The following is a 19,767-nucleotide window of genomic DNA, read 5'->3' as shown; positions in this document are numbered from 1 at the left end:
ACACTCCGATGAGATGCCAACAGATACCTGCCGGTGATGCTCACGGGTGAACCGCGGGGACAGACCATGCGAAACACAGGAGGCTCAGTGCCCAGTCATGCCAGCGCGCACATCACGAAGGTGCTCGTCGCCAACCGCGGCGAGATCGCTGTGCGGGTCATCCGAGCCGCGAAGGACGCCGGATACGGCAGCGTCGCTGTCTACGCGGAGCCCGATGCGGATGCACAGTTCGTGAAGCTCGCCGACGAGGCGTTCGCCCTCGGTGGCCAGACCTCGGCCGAGTCCTACCTGGTGTTCGACAAGATCCTCGACGCGGCCAAGAAGTCCGGCGCCGACGCGATCCACCCCGGCTACGGCTTCCTGTCCGAGAACGCCGACTTCGCGCAGGCCGTCATCGACGCGGGCCTGATCTGGATCGGCCCCTCGCCGCAGTCCATCCGTGACCTCGGCGACAAGGTCACCGCCCGCCACATCGCCGAGCGCGCCAAGGCTCCGATGGCCGCCGGCACCAAGGACCCGGTCAAGAACGCCGACGAGGTCGTCGAGTTCGCCAAGCAGTACGGCGTCCCGGTCGCGATCAAGGCCGCCTTCGGTGGCGGTGGCCGCGGCATGAAGGTCGCCCAGACCATCGAAGAGATCCCGGAGCTGTTCGAGTCCGCTACCCGTGAGGCCATCGCCGCCTTCGGTCGCGGCGAGTGCTTCGTCGAGCAGTACCTGGACAAGGCCCGCCACGTCGAGGCCCAGGTCATCGCCGACCAGCACGGCAACGTCGTCGTCGCCGGCACCCGCGACTGCTCGCTGCAGCGCCGCTTCCAGAAGCTCGTCGAGGAGGCCCCCGCGCCGTTCCTGACGGACGACCAGCGCGCGCGCATCCACGCATCCGCGAAGGCCATCTGCAAGGAGGCCGGCTACTACGGCGCCGGCACGGTCGAGTACCTGGTGCAGGGCGACACCGTCTCCTTCCTCGAGGTCAACACCCGCCTGCAGGTGGAGCACCCCGTCACCGAGGAGACCGCGGGCATCGACCTGGTGCGTCAGCAGTTCCGCATCGCCAACGGTGAAGAGCTGGAGATCAAGGAGGATCCGACTCCGCGCGGCCACTCCTTCGAGTTCCGCATCAACGGCGAGGACGCCGGCCGCGGCTTCATGCCCGCTCCCGGCCCCATCTCGGTCTACAAGGAGCCGTCGGGCCCCGGCGTGCGCGTCGACTCGGGTGTCGTCCAGGGCGACGTCATCGGCGGCCAGTTCGACTCGATGCTCGCCAAGCTGATCGTCACCGGCGAGAACCGCGAGCAGGCACTGCAGCGCGCCGCTCGTGCGCTCGCCGAGTTCGAGGTCGACGGTCTCGCGACCGTCATCCCGTTCCACCGCCACATCGTCGAGAACCCGGCCTTCGTCGGTGACGGCGAGAGCTTCGAGGTCTACACCAAGTGGATCGAGACCGAGTGGGACAACACCATCGAGCCGTTCACCGGTTCCGGTGCTGCTGCCGACGAGGAGGAGAACCTCCCCCGTCAGTCGGTCGTCGTCGAGGTCGGCGGCCGCCGCGTCGAGGTCTCGCTGCCCGGTCAGTTCTCGATCGGCACCGGTGGCGCTCCCGCGGGTGCCATCCGCAAGAAGCCGAAGGCGCGCAAGCGTGGCGGTGCCGGCGCGGGTGCAGCGTCCGGTGACGCCGTGACCGCCCCGATGCAGGGGACCGTCGTCAAGGTCGCCGTCGAGGAGGGCCAGGAGGTCGCCGAGGGCGATCTGATCGTGGTGCTCGAGGCCATGAAGATGGAGAACCCGGTCACCGCCCACAAGGCCGGTGTCGTGACGGGTCTGTCGGTCGAGGCCGGCGCCGCCATCACCCAGGGAACGGTCCTCGCCGAGCTGAAGTGATGCTTCGATAGGAACACACTGCTCCACCCTGTGCGCGCCTTGCGGATCTCGGATCCGCAAGGCGCGCACAGTAGTATCCAGGCATGGCCGACGTCCCCGATATCCGAATCGGCACCGCCGAACGCGAGCAGGCGCTCGACGCGCTCACCCGGCACTTCAGCGACGGGCGGCTCACGGTCACCGAGTTCGACGAGCGCAGCGGCCGGATCGCGGCTGCCACCACGCGCGGCCAGCTCGACACCCTGTTCGCGGACCTGCCTGCCCTCACGGCATCCGCGCCCGCGACCGCGCCCGAGCCGTCCGGCGACTCCGACGACACCCCGGGATGGCGCAACAGCGTCATGGCGGTGATCCCGTTCGTGGCCCTCGCGCTGTTCTTCCTCGTGCCGATGGACAACAGCTGGTTGTTCTTCCTGCTGATCCCCGCGACGGCCGCGATTCTGTTCGGCGGCAAGAAGGGACGCGGCGGCTGCTGATGGAACCGATCGAGATCAATGCCGGATCCTGGTACCTGCGCGCGCTGCGGGCCGACGAACGGGTCGACGACCGTCCGGCGCTGCGCGACGGCGGCATCGCCGATACCGGCTACGTCGCCGAGCGGTCCCGCCAGTGGGCCGCCGACGAGCACTATTCCTGGGCCGTGTGTGAGCCGACGACGGGCGAACTGCTCGCCGAGGTGGGTGTGGCCCCCTCTGGGGACGCCGGCGTCCTGAGCGGCTGGGCACGGCCCGGCCACGACGACGTGCTCGCCACCGCGACCGACGCGGTCCGACGATTCGCCGAGGGCGCCCTCGGGCTGACCCTCACCGAGCGCTGAGGGGCCCCGTGTTCGACAAGCTCGACCGGCGTCACGTGCCGCTCGCGATCGCGACGGTCGTGGTTCTCGTGATGCTGTTCTCCCCCGGTTCCACGGTTCCGAGCGGACCGGAGAACAGCGACAAGGTCACTCACGCCCTGATGTTCACGGCGCTGGCGCTCACATCGCGGTACGCCCGCATCGGCGTCGCGTGGACCGCGGCGTGGCTGCTGGCGTTCGCGGCCGTGTCGGAGGTGCTGCAGGGGCTGCTGCCGATCCAGCGCAGCGGATCAGTGTGGGACGCGGCCGCGGACGCCGTGGGCATCGCGCTCGGTCTGGTACTGGCCCGGGTGTTCGCCCGGCCGTTGCGGATACCCGTCTGACAGTCAGCCCTCGACGAGGTGCTTGCGGATGGTCTCCTGTCCGTCCTTGTCGATACCGAGACCGTCGGCGAAGTAGCCCTCGATCGTGCCGAAGGATTCCCGCATCTGCTTCAGCGCCGCGTCGAGGTACTCGGACCGCACGCCGAGCACCTGCTTCAGGAGTTCCGGATCCCCGCCCGCGACGGTGAACTTGTCGAACACCGACGCGAACGCGGGCAGCAGCTGCGTGTTGGTGAGCAGGTAGTCGTGGTAGACGTCGTCCTCGTCGACGCCCAGCAGAAGCAGCAGCGACGCGGTGGCCCAGCCGGTGCGGTCCTTGCCGGTCGTGCAGTGCACGAGGGCCGGGAGGGCGTCCGGGGCGGCGAGGTCGGTGAACATGCCCCGGTACGACGCGATCGCGCTCGGCAGCGTGACGAAGTCGCGGTAGCTGCCGAGGAAGTAGTCGACGGCCTTGTTCTCGCCGAGCATCGTCACCGCGATCGACGGATCGGCCAGCACGGCCTGCATCTGCGCGGGCACGGAGCGGTAGGCCTTGTCGGCCAGGACGTCGAGTGCCACCTCGCGCGCCGACGCGGGCAGTCGGTCTGGTGCGGCTTCACGCTCGGAGTGCGTGCGCAGGTCGAACACGGTGACCAGGCCCAGGTCCGCGAGACGCGGTGCGTCGTCAACGGTGATCTTGCTCAGGTCGGTCGACCGGTAGAAGCGCCCGAAGCGAACCGAGCCGCCGTCACTCGTCCGGTAGCCGCCGATGTCGCGCAGGTTCGGGACGGACAGGATGGGGATGCTCGCGCCGGGCTTCGCGCCGGGGATTGACGTCATACGCCCACGGTAAACGACACCGCCGGCCGGGGCTCTCTCGAGCCTCGGCCGGCGGATTCGTGTCGTGTGTGGTGGCCGTCAGCTCAGCTTCTTCGAGCGCAGTTCGTGGCCCTTCGAGGTCTTGCAGCGACCGGTCTCGAGGTCCCACTGCCAGCCGTGCAGGTTGCACGTCAGGTTGGAGCCCTCGACGACGCCGAACTTGCTCAGGTCCGCCTTCAGGTGCGGGCAGCGACGCTGGATCTCGTAGCCGCCCACCTCGATCGACGCGGTGTCGTCGTGCGCCTCGGCGAACCAGCCGTCGGCGTACGCGATGCGCTCGTCGGTCAGGCACTTGAAGAACGTGTAGAGGAACTCGTTGTAGCCGCCGACGCGCCACGCCTCGAAGCGGGTGGACAGGAAGATCGTGTTGACCCAGTCGGGCTCGTCGTCGCGCAGCACCGTGCGCACCAACTCGGGCGCGATGCGGAAGCCGTAGCGGTACTTGCCGTCACCTGCCTGCGGCGCGCGGACCGTGCGGTTCGGGAAGTCGAGGACGACGGTCTCGTCCCCGATCTCGAGGCCGACGGGGTAGCCGATGCCGTCGCAGATCAGATCGGACTGCGCCATGATCGGCTCGAACTTGGCCTTGAGCGGACCCAGCAGCGGCTCACCCTCGGCGGGCGCCCACGCGGCCTTCTCCGCGGCGATGACCGGTGCCATGCGCTGGGCCATGTCCTCGATGTAGGTGGCCTTGTCGGTGAAGATCTTGTCGACGTCGGCGTCCGGGATCGGGTGCGCCAGCGTCGCCTTCTCGCCGTGGATGTCCACGGTGGATCCGGGGATCATCAGCAGGCCGCCGTCGTTGCCGTGGATGCGCATCTGTTCGAGGAACACGATCTGGTCGGGGAAGATGTTGCCCTCGTCGCCGTGGTCGTCGTTGAGCGAACGCAGCGCGTCGTCCAGGAACACCGGCGGACCGGCGGACGGCACGACCCACGTGGCGCCGACCTGCTCGATGTAACTGCGGCAACGGTCCATGCCACGCTGACGCTTCTGCTTGCCGAAGTTGCGCTTGGTGCCGGCCGGGATGTCGTAGACCATCGGGTACCAGATGGCGCCCGAGTACTGCAGCAGGTGGATGTCGATCTTGCCGAATGCCTCGAGCATCGGATCCATGTCGACCGGGCGCGCGTCGTTCATGTTGAAGCACACGGTCTCGCCGTCGGAGACGACCAGGCCGGAGTCACCGATCGGGCCGTCTGCCGGGGCGCGCAGCGCGATGATCATGACGTCGAGCTCGCCCGCCTGGAGCGGAGCCTGCGGAGCGACCTGGATGCCGGCTGCGCTCACGCGGTGCTTGACGGAGTCCTGCGTCTCGAAGAACTTCGTGAACCCCAGCTTGCGGAGTTCACGCTCGAGGTCCGGCACCGGGTAGTCCGGGAGCAGCACCGTCGCGTCCTTGTTGACGTGCTTGGTGAGCGTCTCCGGATCGAAGTGATCCTTGTGCAGGTGCGAGACGTACAGGTAGTCGACGTCGCCGAGGGCGTCCCAGTCCAGGCCGGTGTTGTCGGGGAACGGGAACCACGACGCGAAGTACGCGGGGTTCACCCACGGGTCGCAGAGAATCGACCCCGCTTCGGTCTGGATGTGGAATCCGGCGTGTCCGACGCTGGTGATCTGCACTCGTCTGCCTCCTCGATAGACCTCGACAATCGTAACGAGACCACGCACCGGACCCGCCCGGCGCACCGTCGATGTGGGACGAAACACCTGGATGGGGGTCTCAGGACCCTACGGAGTCAGCGGACGAGGACCCGGTCGAGCGCGTCGAGGGCGGCGTCGAGTTCGGCGATCGTCACGGTCAGCGGCGGCCGGAACCGGATGCCGCGCTCGCCGGTCGCGAGGAACAGCACGTGTTCGCGCTCGCGCAACTCGGTCACCACCCGATCCCGGTACTCGGGCGACGGCAGCGTGATCGCGCACATCAGGCCGCGCCCCCGCGGCTCGGTCACGGCGTCGTACCGGGCGGCCAACTCCTCGAGTCGCCGCAGCAGGTGCGCGCCGCACAGTCGGGCGCGGTCGATCAGCCGGTCCTCCTCGATCACCTCGAGGATGCGCCGGGCGCGGACCATGTCGGTGAGGTTGCCGCCCCACGTCGAGTTGATCCGCGAACTGACCTCGAAGACGTTGTCGTGGACCTCGTCGACGCGGCCGCCGGCCATGATCCCGCACACCTGGGTCTTCTTCCCGAACGCGACCACGTCCGGGGTGACACCCATCTGCTGGAACGCCCACGCGGTGCCGGTGAGCCCGCAGCCCGTCTGGACCTCGTCGAAGATCAGCAGCGCGTCGCGTTCGAGGCACAACTCGTGCATGCGGTGGAAGAATTCGGGCCGGAAGTGGTGGTCGCCGCCCTCCCCCTGGATCGGCTCGGCGATGAAGCACGCGATGTCGTGCGGGTGTTCTTCGAAGGCGCGACGCGCCTGCGCGAGCGCAACTTCCTCGGCCTGTTCCGGGTCTCGTCCGTCCGCGAGGTACGGCGCGTCGATGCGCGGCCATCCGAACTTGGGGAACCGCGCGATCTTGGTGGGGTCGGTGTTGGTGAGCGAGAGCGTGTAGCCGCTGCGACCGTGGAACGCCTCCGTCAGATGCAACACCTGTGTCCCGAGCGAGGGGTCGAGCCCGCGAGTTTCGTTGAGTCGGCTCTTCCAGTCGAACGCGACCTTGAGCGCGTTCTCGACGGCGAGGGTGCCGCCGTCGACGAAGAACAGGTGCGGCAGCGCCGGGTCGCCGAGCACGCGCGCGAACGTGTCGACGAACCGCGCCATCGGGACGGTGTAGACGTCGGAGTTGCTGGGCTTGTTGATCGCTGCCGTCACGAGTTCGTGGCGGAACTGTTCGTCGTCGGCGAGCGCGTGGTGGTTCATGCCGAGCGCCGACGACGCGAAGAACCCGAACATGTCCAGATACGTCGTGCCGTCGCGGAGGTCGACGACGTGCGCGCCGCGGGACGTCTCGAGATCCAGGACGAGGTCGAACCCGTCCGCGAGCATGTGCGCGCGCAGGACGTCGTGAACGCGCGCGGCCGGCAGGTCCGAGTCACCGGCCGCGGGGCGGACCGCGGTGCTCATACGGAAAGGCTACGTCAGCGTTCCGGGTCACGGAGGGCTGTCGGGACTCGTACGATCGAGGTGCGATGGCCGAAATCCACGAACTACGGTCGAGATTCGCTGCGGCGCTGTCTCGCACGTACGGCCGCGAGGTGCCGGCCTACACGACCCTGGTGGAGGTCACCGGACAGGTCAATGCGGACTTCCTGGCCGCTCATCCGGATTCGGCCGAGCGCCTCGGCAGCATCGCGCGGGTGACGGCGGAGCGCCACGGCGCGATCCGGGTCGGCACCGCGGCCGAGATGCACGACGTCGCAGTCCTGTTCGCCGGATTCGGCATGTATCCGGTGGGGTTCTACGACCTGAGGGAGGCCACTCCCCCGGTTCCGGTGGTGTCGACCGCGTTCCGCCCGATCGACCCCGAGGAACTGGCCCGGAACCCGTTCCGGGTGTTCACGTCGATGCTCACCACCGCGGACCGACGGTTCTTCGACGCCGATCTGCAGCGGCGGCTCGACGGCTTCCTGGACAGGCGGCGACTGTTCCCGGACGTGCTGCTCTCGCTCGCCCGCCGCGCGGCCGACGACGGCGGACTGGACGAGTCGCAGGCGCAGCGGTTCGTCAAGCTGGCCACCGGGGTGTTCGAGTTGTCGGGCGAGCCGGTCGACCGCGGCTGGTACCGGGAACTCGAGCAGGTCTCCGCGGTGGCCGCCGACATCGGGGGCGTGACCAGTACCCACATCAACCACCTCACGCCGCGGGTCCTCGACATCGACGACCTCTATGCGCGGATGTCGGCGCGCGGCATCGCGATGATCGACCGGATCCAGGGCCCGCCGCGGTGGGACGGACCTGCGGTGCTGCTCCGGCAGACGTCGTTCCGTGCGCTGGCCGAGCCGCGCCGCTTCCTCGACTCCGACGGCTCGATCACCGACGGCGAGCTGCGGGTGCGGTTCGGCGAGGTCGAGGCGCGCGGGATCGCGCTCACCCCGGCGGGACGGACGCTGTACGACGAACTGCTGGGTGCGGATCCGTTCAACGAGAACCGTTTGTGGGACAAGCGGTTCCCACGGTCCGAGGACGACCTCGAGCAGCGCGGCATGGCCTACTTCACGTACCACGACGGGGTTCGCGCACCGATCGTCTACGAGGACTTCCTGCCGAAGTCCGCGGCGGGGATCTTCCGATCCAACCTCGACACGGACACCCGCGCGACGGCCGGGGAGTCCGGCGTCGGCTACGACCGCGATGCGCTGGCGGCGGCGATCGACCGCGAGGTGCACGACCCGTACGAGCTGTATCGGCGACAACAGCAACGCTCAGGAGGGACCGGATCATGACGCTTCCCGGCACCGGCACGTTGGCGGACCGCGCGATCGTCGCGCTCGGGCGTTGCGGCGCCACACTTCCCGAGATCGCCGGCGATGCCGGTCCCGCGCCGCTCACGGCACACACCCCGATCGACGGCTCGGTGCTCGCGTTCGTGCATCCCAGCACCTCCGCCGTCGTCGACGCGGCGGTCGGTCGCGCCCACGACGCGTTCGCGACGTGGCGGACGGTGCCCGCACCCCGGCGCGGCGCCGTGGTCCGCCGGCTCGGGGAGCTGCTCACCGAGCACAAGAGCGATCTGGCCGAGCTGGTGACGCTCGAGGCGGGCAAGATCCGCTCGGAGGCGCTCGGCGAGGTGCAGGAGATGATCGACGTCTGCGAGTTCGCGGTCGGCCTGTCGCGGCAGCTGTACGGCCGCACGATGGCGTCGGAGCGCCCCGGACATCGGCTGTCGGAATCGTGGCACCCGCTCGGTGTGGTGGCGGTGATCTCGGCGTTCAACTTCCCGGTCGCGGTGTGGTCGTGGAACACCGCGCTCGCGCTGGTGTGCGGCGATCCGGTCGTCTGGAAACCGTCGGAGCGCACACCGCTCACCGCGATGGCGTGCGATGCGCTGCTGCGCCGGGCCGCGTCCGAGACCGGCGCCCCCGACGGCCTGCACCATGTGGTGCTCGGGACGGCGGTGGTCGGCGAGCAACTCGTCGACGACCCGCGCGTGGCACTTGTCAGCGCCACCGGATCGGTGCGGATGGGACGGGCCGTGGCGCCGCGGGTGGCGGCCCGCTTCGGACGGTGCCTCCTCGAACTCGGCGGCAACAACGCGGCGGTGGTGACGCCGTCCGCCGACCTGGATCTGACGGTGCGCGCCGTCGTGTTCGCGGCCGCCGGTACCGCCGGCCAGCGGTGCACGACGCTGCGCCGGTTGATCGTGCACCGGTCGATCGTGAACGAGGTGACGAACCGGATCGCCGACGCGTACCGGCAGTTGACGGTAGGTAATCCGTTCGACGACGGGGTGCTGGTGGGGCCGCTGATCTCGGGTGCCGCGTTCCACTCGATGCACGCGGCGCTGGACACCGCGCGTGCCGACGGCGGTGTCGTGGTGACCGGTGGCGAGCGGGTCGGCGGCGGTGGCTCGTTCTACGTCACGCCCGCGTTGGTCCGCATGCCGTCGCAGACCGCGATCGTGCGCGCCGAGACGTTCGCCCCGATCCTGTACGTCCTGCCCTACGACACGTTCGACGAGGCGATCGAGCTGCACAACGGTGTCCCGCAGGGGTTGTCGTCCGCCGTCTTCACCACCGACCAGCGTGAGGCCGAACGATTCCTGGCCGCGGACGGCTCCGACTGCGGCATCGCGAACGTCAACATCGGCACCTCGGGCGCCGAGATCGGCGGCGCGTTCGGCGGCGAGAAGGAGACCGGCGGCGGACGCGAGTCCGGTTCGGACGCCTGGAAGGCGTACATGCGCCGCGCCACCAACACCGTCAACTACTCCGATGAACTCCCCCTCGCCCAGGGGGTGAAATTCGGGCCGGATCCCTCCTGAACTACGCCCGCACCCTGTTGGCTGTATGAGGTGTGTCACACACACTACGGTGACGATCGGACAGGTGTCCGGTCGGGCGAATTCCGCAGAGGGGCCGACGGGGTCGTGGCGGTCGCCTTCCGGGACGACTGACGCAGGGGGACGCTGTGACCACCAGCAGGCTCGCATCGCGGCCGAGATTCTTCGCACGCACGCGTTCCCGCCGAGCGCTCGCGGTCGCCGCTGCCGCCGCCATCATGGTGCCCGTGGGCAGTGTTGCCGCCGCGCGGGCGGACTGCGGTGCGGGTTCGATGCCGGAAACCGGCCTGCAGGGTGACGTCCCCGCCGCCGAACGCGACAGTGGCCGCAGCAGCAGCGGCTACAGCTGCAACATCTCCCGACTGGGCGCGTACGAGGGCCGCGGGGCCGGCATCGTCTCGGCGAGCTTCGACCACTGCGTCTACATGGGCAGCTTCTTCCCCGGAAACATGCTCGACCAGGCCCAGGGCGTCCAGGTTCTCGACGTGACCGACCACGAGGGCCCGCGCACCGGCATGATCGCCGGCGGCGACCTGTCCATGCCGGGCATGGCGACCATGGCGGAACTCGACGCGCTGGCGGCGAGCCGGGGCCCGGACGCCGAGATCCTGTTCCTGCAACTGATGGAGCGTCACCACCGGGGCGGGATCGCGATGGCGCAGGCCGCGGACCGACAACTCGCCGACGGACCGGTGAAACAGGCGGCCCGCGAGATGCTCCAGTCCCAGACCCAGGAGTCCGGTCTGATGACGGTCATGCTCGCGCAGCGCAACGCGGCGCCACTCCCCTAGTGCCGTCGAAACCTCCCCGCGCCGACCGCGGGATTCATTCCGACTCGGTGCGCCGCAGCCGCGCGTCATAGTCGGCCCGCGCGGTGGGGTCGACGTGGGTGAGCGCCCGCTCCCCGCCGATGACGCGTCGGATCAGCCGCACCAGCCGTTCGGGCGCCACCGCCACCCCGACGTCGAGGGCCGCGAGGTACCCGGGGACCGGGGTCTCGGCGCGTCGCGTGCGGACGGTGCGCAGGACGGCGTCGGCGATGTCCTCGGGGTCCACGGTGGGCAGGCCCTTGCCGAGCGGGATCCCGGACGTCAGTGTGGTGCGGACCGCGCTGGGCAGCACGGCGCTGACGCTGACTCCGTGCTCGGCGAACTCGAGGCGCGCCGCCGACGAGAGTCCCACGGCCGCATACTTACTCGCGTTGTACACGGCGAGCCCGGGGATGGCGATCTTCCCAGCGAGCGACGCGACGTTCACGACGTGGCCGCGGCCGCGTTCGATCATGCCGGGTACCACGGCCCGCATGCCGTGGATCGGTCCCCATACGTTGACGTCGATCGTCATCTCACCGGTCGCGTCCGGCTCGTCGAGGAACGCCCCGGCCGGCATGACGCCAGCGTTGTTGACGAGAATGTCGATCGGCCCCACCTCGGCCACGCACGTGTCCCACGACGCCCGGGACCGGACGTCCAGCACGTGGGCGGTACCGAGACCTGCGGCGGCGTCCTCGACCGCACTCCGGTCGATGTCGGCCAGAGCAACGGTCGCGCCGTGGGCCGCGAACGCCCGCGCGGTGGCCCTGCCGATGCCGCGTCCGGCGCCGGTCACGAGCACCCGCGCGCCGCCGAGAGCAATCGCGGGATACCGGGTCATGACGAAACCTCCGTCGAGGTCAGGTAGGCCGATTCGTCGAAGTGCCGCAGCCTCTCCCGCATCCGCCCGGTCGACCACGGCCAATTGAAGCTGTTGCGGCCGTTGACATCGAGGAAGTAGCTCTGGCAGCCGCCGGCGTTGTAGACGGTGGTGGCGAGTGCCTGCTGCACCTCGGCGTTGAACGCGGCCTGCACCTCGGGACGGGTCTCCATCCGGGTCCAGCCTGCGGCGCGGGCGGTGGCGATCGCGGCGGCCAGGTAGTCGAGTTGCGCCTCGAGGATCATGAACGCCGACGTGTGGCCGGTGCCGAGCGCGGGACCGAGCAGCACGAACGCGTTGGGGAACCCGGCGACGGTGGTGCCGAGGTACGCCTTCGGGCTGCCCTTCCAGTGGTCGCCCAGGCTGCGGCCCTGACCGTCGAACACCCTTCCCGCGATGGGCATGTCGAGGATGTGGAAGCCGGTGCCGAAGATGATGGCGTCCACCTCGCGCTCCTGGCCGTCGGCGCCGACCACCACGTTGCCACGCACCTGCTGTACCGCGTTCGCGTGCACCTCGACGTTCGGGCGATTCAACGCGGGATAGTACGTGTTCGACATCAACAGGCGCTTGCAGCCGAGCGTGTAGTCCGGGGTGAGCGACTTCCGCAGGTGCGGGTCGCGAACCTGCGCCCGCAGCTGCACCCGACCGATCTGCTGGACCACCCGCAGGATCCACGGGTTGCGGAAGCCGATCCCGAGCGCCTCCATGATTCCGTACTGGATGCGCCGCAACGCCTTCAGCGCGCCCGGCACCCGCCCCATGGCCGCTCGCACCGCGCCCGGGATCGTGGTGTCCGGCTTCGGCAGCACCCACTGCGCGGTGCGCTGGTACAGGTGCAACTCCGCCACGGTCGGCGCGATCTCCGGCACGAACTGCACCGCCGACGCGCCGGTCCCCACGACGGCCACCCGCTTGCCCGCCAGCTCGTAGTCGTGGTTCCACCGCGACGAGTGGAAGACCTCGCCACCGAAACCGTCGAGCCCCGGGATGCCGGGGATCAGCGGCTGGTTCCACGGTCCGGCGGCCGCGATCACCGCGTTCGCGGTGAGCACACCGTTCGACGTCTCCAGCAGCCAGCGGCGCGACGGCTCGTCCCACTGCGCGCGCAGCAGTTCGGTGCCGAACTCGACGCGCTCGTGGACGCGGTGCCCGGCCGCGGTCCGCTCGATGTACTCGCGGATCTCGTCCTGCCCCGCGAACAGTCGACTCCAGTCGGTGTTGGGCGCGAACGAGTACGAGTACAGCGCCGACGGTACATCGCACGCACACCCGGGATAGGTGTTGTCGCGCCACGTCCCACCGAGCGAATCGCTCTTCTCCAGGACGACGACGTCGTCGACCCCCATCTGCTGCAGCCGGATCACGGCGCCGATTCCCGAGATTCCGGCGCCGACGACGATCACCTCGTGGTGGCGGGTCATCCGCGAACTCCTGTCGTGAGGGCGTGCTCCACCGCGGTCCGGGTGCTGCGCAGCGCGTGTTCCAGCGTCGCGAGCCGACGCCGGTCGTCCATGAAGTTGGCGCCCATCACGGCGAGATCCTCGGCGGTCGCGTCGATCCGGATCACCCGGGTGCCGGACGCCTCCAGCGCCGCGCATTCGGCGTCGAGTCCGGCGCTCATCCAGTTCCGCAACACCGTCCGCTCGAGGATCGCCGGTCCCCGAGCGCGGATGCGTCCGCCGGACGCCATGGGAGCCAACACGATCACCTCGTCCAGTCCGCGCCCGGCCAGCAGGTCGGCGGACGCCGTGGACGCCGCACCGCCGTCGACGAACCGTCGGCCGCCGATCCGGACGGGCGGCATCCAGCCCGGGATCGCCCACGACGCCCGGAGCGCCTCCGACAGCGTCGCGTTCGGTGCCCCCTGCGCACCGAACGCCACCCGCTCGCCGGTGCCGTAGTCCATCGCGACCAGCCGGGTGTCGGGATGCGAGACCCAGCCACCGGCACCGAGACCGGTCGCGAGCCGGTCAAGCCAGCCCGCGTCGCCACCGCCCTCCGGGAGCATCCCGCTCAGCCCGGTCACGGTCGGCAGGCCGCGACGCAGCAGCCCGGGCGAGCCCAGGCGCGGTCGCGGTAGCGGCGGGAAACGTCCCGGCGCGCCGGCGAGATGTCCGGCGAGCACGGGATGCGTCGACTCGCCCAACTGCACAGCCAGGATCTCGTCGACACCGATTCCGCTGCCCAGCATCGTCACCAGCTCGGCCCCGGCCGACGTGCCCATCAGGACGTCGGCGTCGCGCGGATCCCAGCCGAGCGCGTCCCGCACGGCGACCAGCGCCGCGACCGCCCACGCCGCCCCCAACGTTCCCCCGCATCCGATCACCAAGCCGCGACTGAGATGTGTGTCACTCGACGTCATATCTAGAAACTAACAGCATCCAGATACTCTGGGTAGCCCAAATGCGCGAGGAGATTGGCGATGCCCCGTCTGACCAGGTCGGAGAGTCAGGCCCGGACCCGGGCCGAGTTGCTGTCGACCGCCCGCGACCTGTTCCTGACCGACGGATACGCGGCGACGTCGCTCGAGAAGGTGGCCGAGACGGCGGGCTATTCGAAGGGTGCGGTGTACTCGAACTTCCGCGGCAAGAAGGAGTTGTGCCTCGAGGTCCTGGACCTGATCCACTCGACCAAGTTCGCGGAGGTCGCCGCACTGCTCGCGGCGGACGGCGAACTCGACACCACACTCGCCCGTTTCCAGGACTGGGCCGAACGAACACTCGGCGATGTCGACTGGACGATGCTCGAGTTCGAGTTCATCGCCGCGTCCCGACACGACCCCGAGGTCCGGGCCGCGCTCGCGTCGACGCTCGGCATGGCGCACGGAATGGTTCTGGCCCTGCTGAATTCGCTGACCGAGACGACCGGCGTCACGCTCCCGATCCCACCCGACGACGCCGCCCGCAGCGTTCTCAGCCTGGGCGTGGGTCTCGGCATCCAGCGCGCCATCGACCCCACCATCTCGGCCCGCATCGTCACCGACAACCTGCGCGCGCTGCTCCACCGGAGCTCGCCCCTCCCCGACTCCGAGGCGAGCGACCGGCCGGGTCAGTAGAGCGTGGCGATGAAATCGAACACGGCGGGCTGGACCGCCGGGTTGTTGTTGGTGATTCCGGTCGCTGCTCCGATCGCGCCACCGATCGCGGCACCCGGGATGCAGCCGACGAACAGGAACAGAACGCAGCCGACGACGGCACCGACACCCGCGCCGATCTGCGCGGACATCTGTCCTCCGTTGAACCAGCCCTGTTCGATCTGCCGGACCATGTTGTCGTAGGCGTCCTGGCGGGCGTCCACGTTGTGCAGCGCAGCGACGCCCTGGGCCGGGACCGCCGGCGTGAGGGTGAGCCTGCTGCCGTCGACCGACGGGACCAGCGAGATGTCGGTACCCGCCACCGGGTAGGTCAGCGGGATGGTGCCGACGGTGGCGCCCGCGGGATCGACGACGTCGACGACATTGCCTGCGACCCGGAAGGTGCCGGCATCGAGCACAGTGTCGAGCGATGTTCCGTTCGAACCGATCTGGGTCTGATAGTGAATGACCCCAGGACTCGGCGGAGGTCCGGGCTCGGCGTAGGCGGTGCCGGTGGCGACACCCAGAGCCGCGATGGCCAGCACGGACACGGCGGCTGTTCTGTGGAGTTTCACGGGGAGCTCCCCTCCTTGCAGGAAGACGGCCCCGACCTGGTCAAAGACCGTCCGGAACATCCACTAGACTAGTGAGTGGAGGCCGGTCTGTACGGCCTTACCGGGATTCTCGACCGAATCTCGAGCGACTTCGACGACGCGGCCCGTCGCCCGTTCGGCAGCGCTCCCCACTGTCCGATTCGACCGCATTTCCCTACCGCCCCAAAGTATTCCGAGACGATATGGTCGAGCCATGACTGGCACGCCCCTGTTCCTCCCTGCCGGAACCGAATTCACGCCCGAGGACCTGGTGTTCTACGCCGACCCAGGCAATCGAACGCTCGATCAGGCGCTGGCCGAGGCGGATCTGCTGGTGAGTTGCCCGCATTCGGGTTACGCGATCCCCGAGGAGCTCGCACCGTTCCTCGCACCCGAGTTCACTCGCAGACTCCAGTTCGATTTCACCGATATGTCCACCGGGCCGATCGTGCGGCGTTGGGCCGAGATCGACCCCCGGATCGTGTATGTCGAAAATCCGCACCCGCGCATGATCCGCGACCCCAACCGGGCCCGCCCGACGGATCTCGAGGCGACGCTGCGCGAGGCATTCGCGCGGGTGCGGCAGGCCGGCCCCGGCAACCGGGCCGACCTCGGCGGCGTCGACGCCGTCCGACCGGTCACGTTCTCGTTCTACCCGCTGCTGCTCGAACCCACCGACGACGCCGGATGGAAGCATCTGGCCGACACCTTCACCGAGGTCGCCGACCGCGGCCTGGGCGTCTACGAGCGCACCCGCGACGAGTTGGTCGACCACATGGCGGAACTGGCCCTGCGCCGCGGCACCGACTTCACGACCCTCTCGTTCCACGACACGATGAACCACACGACCCGACGCGACGGCGCGGTGAACGTCCTGCGGGCCGAGCCCGACCTGCTACCGGATGTCGTGGCCCTGTCGAATCGCGGGGACCACGAGGGCGATCCGCGGGGCGACAATCCGGTCACGATGGACCCCGCCCGGGTCCGCGCACTCGCGCAGGCACATCGCAAGGGATTCGTGGACTTCACCGCCGAGGCGGAAGCCGTGCAGCTCAACCAGCCGTACCTGGGCAGCCAGGAGATCATCACGGCCGGCGCCCGTTTTGCCGCGCTGCGGCACCGCACCGAGGCCGCCGGGGTCGTCCTCGGTGCGGTGCAGGCCGAATTCCGGCGCGAGTTCCTGCTCGGCGAACGGGCGACGGCCGAACTGATGGAACCGGGCGTCGACTGGCCGAGAGCCGATCAGGACCGGATCGACCACCTCGCCCGCGCGTGCAAGGCGAGCTGGGACGAGTACCGGAGCCGGTTCCCGCTCAGACCGTCTCGGTGAGCAGGCGATCGCGGAGCGCGTTCTTCTGCACCTTGCCCGTGGCCGTCGTCGGCAGCGCCTCGATGAACCGGACCCGGGTCGGCACCTTGAAACGCGCCAGCCGTTGCCGAGCGAAGGCGATGACGTCGTCCTCGGCGAGTGCGGCACCCTCGGTCGGCACGACGAAGGCCACCGGCGTCTCGCCCCACTTCTCGTGGGAGGCCGCGACCACCGCCACGTTGCGCACTCCGGGCATCTCGGCGATCACCACCTCCACCTCACGGGAGTACACGTTCTCACCGCCGCTGATCAGCATGTCCTTCTTCCGGTCGACCAGGGTGATGAAACCCTCGTCGTCCGCTCGTGCCATGTCCCCGGTGTGGAACCATCCACCCCGCAACGCATGGGACGTCTCCTCCGGACGCATCCAGTACCCGGCGAACACGTTGTCGGCTCGGACCAACAGTTCTCCCACCGTTCCGACGGGCACGTCGCGGTCCAGGTCGTCGACCAACCGCGTGTCGATCCCGAAGAGCGGCCGTCCGATCGATCCGGCCTTCTCCCGAACGTGCTCGGAGTCGAGCAGCGCGATCGACGGGGCACACTCGGTCATCCCGAACCCCTCCCGGAACGGGATACCACTGCGCGCCAGGAAGTCCAGCACCGAGACAGGTGCAGGCGCACCGGATGTCAGGGCACAGTCGAGCGAGGACAGGTCGTAGCGTTCCAGATCGGGCACACCCATGACGGCCTGCCACATCGTGGGCACCAACAACAGTTGAGTCGCCCGGTGCGCGACCACCGCGTCGAGGACCGCGACCGGATCGAACGACGGCATGATCACGTTCATGGCGCCCACATAGATGAACGGCAGTGTGTAGAGCCCCAGCCCGCCGATGTGGAACATCGGAAGTGCCGTCACGGTGACGTCGCACGAACGCAGTCCGAACGCGGAGGTGACGGCGGCCGCGTTGGCCCGGAGGTTCTCGTGGGTGATCATGGCGCCCTTGGGTCGCCCGGTGGTTCCGGACGTGTACATGATCACCGCCACGTCGTGGCGATCCGTCAGCGCCGGCAACGGGTCCGGATCGGCGGTCGCCACGAGGTCGTCGTACTCCGCCCCCAGTGCTACCACGTCGCGCACCCGCACGCCCGGTTCGTTCACCGCAGCTGCCGCCTGGGTGAACGCCCCGTGCACGAAGAGTAGCTGTGCTCCGAGATCGGCCAGGACATAACCGATCTCGGACGCCGTGAGCCGGACGTTGATCGGTGTGAATACGGCGCCGAGCTTCGCTACCGCGAAGAGGATCTCGAGGCACTCCACGGACGTGGGTACGACCGCGGCGATGCGGTCTCCGCGCCTGACGCCGAACCGATCGCGTAGCTGGTTCGCCAGCCGGTTCGCGCGGTCGTCGAACTCGCCGTAGGTCCAGGTGCGCTCACCGGACACGAAAGCGACCTTGTCGCCGCTCAATTGGGCCCGCCGGGTGGCCCAGTCACCGATTCCCTGCATTGATCGACTCCTTCGACATTGTGTTCCGGGCCGCGGTCGGCTCTGTCAGCCGACCTTCGAGGTGACGCGATCGATAATTGCTGCGAAGTCCACGCCGGCGGGCAGCGTTCCGTACACGCTGCCACGGTCGCCGTCGATTCTGGTGGCAATGAAGGCATCGGAGACCGCATGATTGCCGTGCCGCACCAGGAGCGACGCCTGCAGAACCAGTGCCATCCGCTCGATCACGCGACGGGCGAGGACCTCCGCGTCCGCCAGATCGGTCAGCTGGGAACGGATCTCGCGGACCGCACGCTGAATGCTCGGCTCGGGACCGGCCAGCGCGACCTCGTCGAAGAACCCTTCGACGGTGCGCGGATTCTTGCCCATCGCCCGCAGCACGTCGAGCGCCGCGACGTTTCCGCTGCCTTCCCAGATCCCGTTGAGCGGGGACTCGCGGAACAGGCGCGGCATCTGAGACTCCTCGATGAAGCCGTTGCCCCCGAAGCACTCCATCGCCTCGGCCGCATGAGCGGGCCACCGCTTGCACACCCAGTACTTCCCGACCGCGAGGGCCAGACGCAGGAAGTCGGACTCCGCCACGTCACCGCGAGTGGCACGGTCGTGGGCGCCGGCGAGGCGCATCATCAGCAGCGACGCCGCCTCCGACTCCACGGCCAGGTCGGCCAGGACGTTCCGCATCAACGGCTGGTCGATGAGGTAGTTGCCGAAGGCCTGCCGATGCGTCGCGTGATGCACGGCCTGGGTGACGCCCCGACGCATGCCCGACGCCGCCCCGATCAGGCAGTCGAGGCGAGTCATGTTGACCATCTTGATGATCGTCGGCACACCACGGCCCTCGTCACCGACACGCCACGCGAAGGCGTTCTCGTACTCGATCTCGGCCGACGGGTTGGACCGATTGCCCAGCTTGTCCTTCAGCCGCATCAGTCGAACGTTGTTGCGGGTGCCGTCGGGAAGGACGCGGGGCACCAGGAAGCACGTCACGCCCGCGTCGGTCTGCGCCAGGACCAGGAACAGGTCGGCCATCGTCGCCGACGTGAACCACTTGTGGCCGACGATCCGGTAGGTGCCGTCGGGCTGCAGGACGGCGCGCGTCGTGTTGGCTCGAATGTCGGAGCCGCCCTGCTTCTCGGTCATGGACATCGTCGCGAGCAGGCCCGCCTTCTCCAACGGAGGCCTCAGGCCGCCCTCGTACGACGAATTGGACAGCAGCGGTTCGTAGATCGCGGCCAGCTCGGGGTTCTCCCGCAGCGCGGGGACGGCGGCGTACGTCGCCGAGATCGGGCAGGTGTGGCCGGCCTCGACATTGCTCCACACGTAGAACTTGGCGGCGCGCGCCACGTGGCTGCCCGGCCGGGCGTCGCTCCACGGTGCGCCGTGCATCCCGTTGGCGACGGCCGTGGACATCAGCTCGTCCCACGCCGGGTGGAACTCGATGTCGTCGGTGCGGTGACCGAACCGGTCGTAGGGCCGCAGGACCGGCGGGTTCTCGTTCGCGAGCCGGCCCAGTTCCTGCACGTGCTCGGTTCCGGCCAGCGCGCCGAGGCGGCTGACGTCGTCGACGGCCCATTCCGCGCCCTCACGGACGAGCCCCTCGAGCAGCGTCGGATCGTCGGCGACGTTGTGGCCGTACAGCGGAACGGACTGGTTGAACACCTCGTGTGTCTGCATGACTGCCTCCTTCGACTGATTCGGACATTACGTTTTCCGAACAGTCGAA

At 69.1% G+C, this 19,767-nt stretch carries 18 protein-coding genes; 9 read left to right on the top strand and 9 right to left on the bottom strand.

Annotated elements, in window-relative coordinates; translation table 11 throughout:
- The first annotated feature begins 87 nt into the window (after positions 1 to 87).
- The 4 genes from J2X34_RS24900 to J2X34_RS24885 all read left to right on the top strand — a co-directional run bounded on the left by J2X34_RS24900 (position 88) and on the right by J2X34_RS24885 (position 3,057).
- Positions 88 to 1,878 carry an acetyl/propionyl/methylcrotonyl-CoA carboxylase subunit alpha gene (locus J2X34_RS24900; protein WP_114721876.1) on the top strand — a complete coding sequence of 597 codons (1,791 nt, stop codon included), beginning with the start codon at positions 88 to 90 and terminating at the stop codon, positions 1,876 to 1,878.
- An 83-nt stretch (positions 1,879 to 1,961) separates the two neighbouring features.
- A complete protein-coding gene (locus J2X34_RS24895) occupies positions 1,962 to 2,354 on the top strand; it encodes a DUF1707 SHOCT-like domain-containing protein (RefSeq protein ID WP_114721875.1) in 393 nt (130 codons plus the stop codon).
- Complete coding sequence (locus J2X34_RS24890; protein WP_429520019.1) at positions 2,354 to 2,695, top strand: hypothetical protein; 342 nt, start codon at positions 2,354 to 2,356, stop codon at positions 2,693 to 2,695. Before J2X34_RS24895 ends, J2X34_RS24890 begins: the two co-directional genes overlap by 1 nt.
- 8 nt (positions 2,696 to 2,703) lie before the next feature.
- Complete coding sequence (locus J2X34_RS24885) at positions 2,704 to 3,057, top strand: VanZ family protein (RefSeq protein ID WP_397484705.1); 354 nt, start codon at positions 2,704 to 2,706, stop codon at positions 3,055 to 3,057.
- Between the two features lie 3 nt (positions 3,058 to 3,060).
- Here J2X34_RS24885 and J2X34_RS24880 read toward each other — a convergent pair whose 3' ends face one another.
- From J2X34_RS24880 to lat, 3 genes are all read right to left on the bottom strand, one after another.
- A complete protein-coding gene (locus J2X34_RS24880) occupies positions 3,061 to 3,876 on the bottom strand; it encodes a tyrosine-protein phosphatase (protein WP_114721873.1) in 816 nt (271 codons plus the stop codon).
- Positions 3,877 to 3,954: 78 nt separating this feature from the next.
- Positions 3,955 to 5,538, bottom strand: a complete 1,584-nt coding sequence (locus J2X34_RS24875; protein ID WP_114721872.1) for an MBL fold metallo-hydrolase — start codon at positions 5,536 to 5,538, stop codon at positions 3,955 to 3,957.
- A gap of 116 nt (positions 5,539 to 5,654) precedes the next feature.
- The gene (lat, locus tag J2X34_RS24870; protein ID WP_429520018.1) at positions 5,655 to 6,986 is read right to left on the bottom strand and encodes an L-lysine 6-transaminase; all 1,332 of its coding nucleotides are present in this window, start codon (positions 6,984 to 6,986) and stop codon (positions 5,655 to 5,657) included.
- 65 nt (positions 6,987 to 7,051) lie between these two features.
- Here lat and hglS point away from each other — a divergent pair, with 65 nt between their 5' ends.
- From hglS to J2X34_RS24855, 3 genes are all read left to right on the top strand, one after another.
- Positions 7,052 to 8,305: a 2-oxoadipate dioxygenase/decarboxylase gene (hglS, locus tag J2X34_RS24865; protein WP_114721870.1), complete on the top strand. Its 1,254-nt coding sequence runs from the start codon at positions 7,052 to 7,054 to the stop codon at positions 8,303 to 8,305.
- On the top strand, positions 8,302 to 9,843 hold the full coding sequence (amaB, locus tag J2X34_RS24860; protein ID WP_429520017.1) for an L-piperidine-6-carboxylate dehydrogenase: 1,542 nt from the start codon (positions 8,302 to 8,304) through the stop codon (positions 9,841 to 9,843). Before hglS ends, amaB begins: the two co-directional genes overlap by 4 nt.
- Before the next feature lie 146 nt (positions 9,844 to 9,989).
- On the top strand, positions 9,990 to 10,652 hold the full coding sequence (locus tag J2X34_RS24855; protein ID WP_258557873.1) for a DUF305 domain-containing protein: 663 nt from the start codon (positions 9,990 to 9,992) through the stop codon (positions 10,650 to 10,652).
- A 34-nt stretch (positions 10,653 to 10,686) separates the two neighbouring features.
- Here J2X34_RS24855 and J2X34_RS24850 read toward each other — a convergent pair whose 3' ends face one another.
- Genes J2X34_RS24850 through J2X34_RS24840 form a run of 3 tightly spaced genes read right to left on the bottom strand, consistent with a single transcriptional unit; the run spans position 10,687 to position 13,918 of the window.
- A complete protein-coding gene (locus J2X34_RS24850; RefSeq protein WP_114721868.1) occupies positions 10,687 to 11,514 on the bottom strand; it encodes an SDR family oxidoreductase in 828 nt (275 codons plus the stop codon).
- Entirely contained in the window at positions 11,511 to 12,977 is a 1,467-nt protein-coding gene (locus J2X34_RS24845; RefSeq protein ID WP_429520016.1) for a flavin-containing monooxygenase, read from the bottom strand. The genes J2X34_RS24850 and J2X34_RS24845 overlap by 4 nt, the downstream gene beginning before the upstream one ends.
- The gene (locus tag J2X34_RS24840) at positions 12,974 to 13,918 is read right to left on the bottom strand and encodes a patatin-like phospholipase family protein (protein ID WP_114721866.1); all 945 of its coding nucleotides are present in this window, start codon (positions 13,916 to 13,918) and stop codon (positions 12,974 to 12,976) included. Before J2X34_RS24840 ends, J2X34_RS24845 begins: the two co-directional genes overlap by 4 nt.
- A 60-nt stretch (positions 13,919 to 13,978) precedes the next feature.
- Between J2X34_RS24840 and J2X34_RS24835 the strand changes: the two genes are divergently transcribed.
- On the top strand, positions 13,979 to 14,611 hold the full coding sequence (locus J2X34_RS24835) for a TetR/AcrR family transcriptional regulator (protein WP_114721865.1): 633 nt from the start codon (positions 13,979 to 13,981) through the stop codon (positions 14,609 to 14,611).
- On the opposite strand, the gene J2X34_RS24830 is transcribed toward J2X34_RS24835, so the two are convergent.
- The gene (locus tag J2X34_RS24830) at positions 14,605 to 15,204 is read right to left on the bottom strand and encodes a hypothetical protein (protein WP_254622606.1); all 600 of its coding nucleotides are present in this window, start codon (positions 15,202 to 15,204) and stop codon (positions 14,605 to 14,607) included. The two genes, J2X34_RS24835 and J2X34_RS24830, sit on opposite strands and share 7 nt — an antisense overlap.
- Positions 15,205 to 15,436: 232 nt before the next feature.
- Between J2X34_RS24830 and J2X34_RS24825 the strand changes: the two genes are divergently transcribed.
- A complete protein-coding gene (locus J2X34_RS24825; protein WP_429520015.1) occupies positions 15,437 to 16,552 on the top strand; it encodes an N-formylglutamate amidohydrolase in 1,116 nt (371 codons plus the stop codon).
- Here J2X34_RS24825 and J2X34_RS24820 read toward each other — a convergent pair.
- Both J2X34_RS24820 and J2X34_RS24815 read right to left on the bottom strand, forming a co-directional pair.
- Positions 16,536 to 18,044, bottom strand: a complete 1,509-nt coding sequence (locus J2X34_RS24820; RefSeq protein ID WP_114721862.1) for an acyl-CoA synthetase — start codon at positions 18,042 to 18,044, stop codon at positions 16,536 to 16,538. The genes J2X34_RS24825 and J2X34_RS24820 overlap by 17 nt on opposite strands.
- Before the next feature lie 45 nt (positions 18,045 to 18,089).
- Positions 18,090 to 19,718 carry an acyl-CoA dehydrogenase family protein gene (locus J2X34_RS24815; protein ID WP_114721861.1) on the bottom strand — a complete coding sequence of 543 codons (1,629 nt, stop codon included), beginning with the start codon at positions 19,716 to 19,718 and terminating at the stop codon, positions 18,090 to 18,092.
- Positions 19,719 to 19,767: the final 49 nt, after the last annotated feature.

The organism is Rhodococcus sp. BE178, from assembly GCF_050433545.1.
In the GTDB taxonomy this organism is placed as follows: Bacteria; Actinomycetota; Actinomycetes; order Mycobacteriales; family Mycobacteriaceae; genus Prescottella.
The sequence above is the reverse complement of the archived record's forward strand: the minus strand, read 5'-3'. Positions and strand labels throughout refer to the sequence as shown.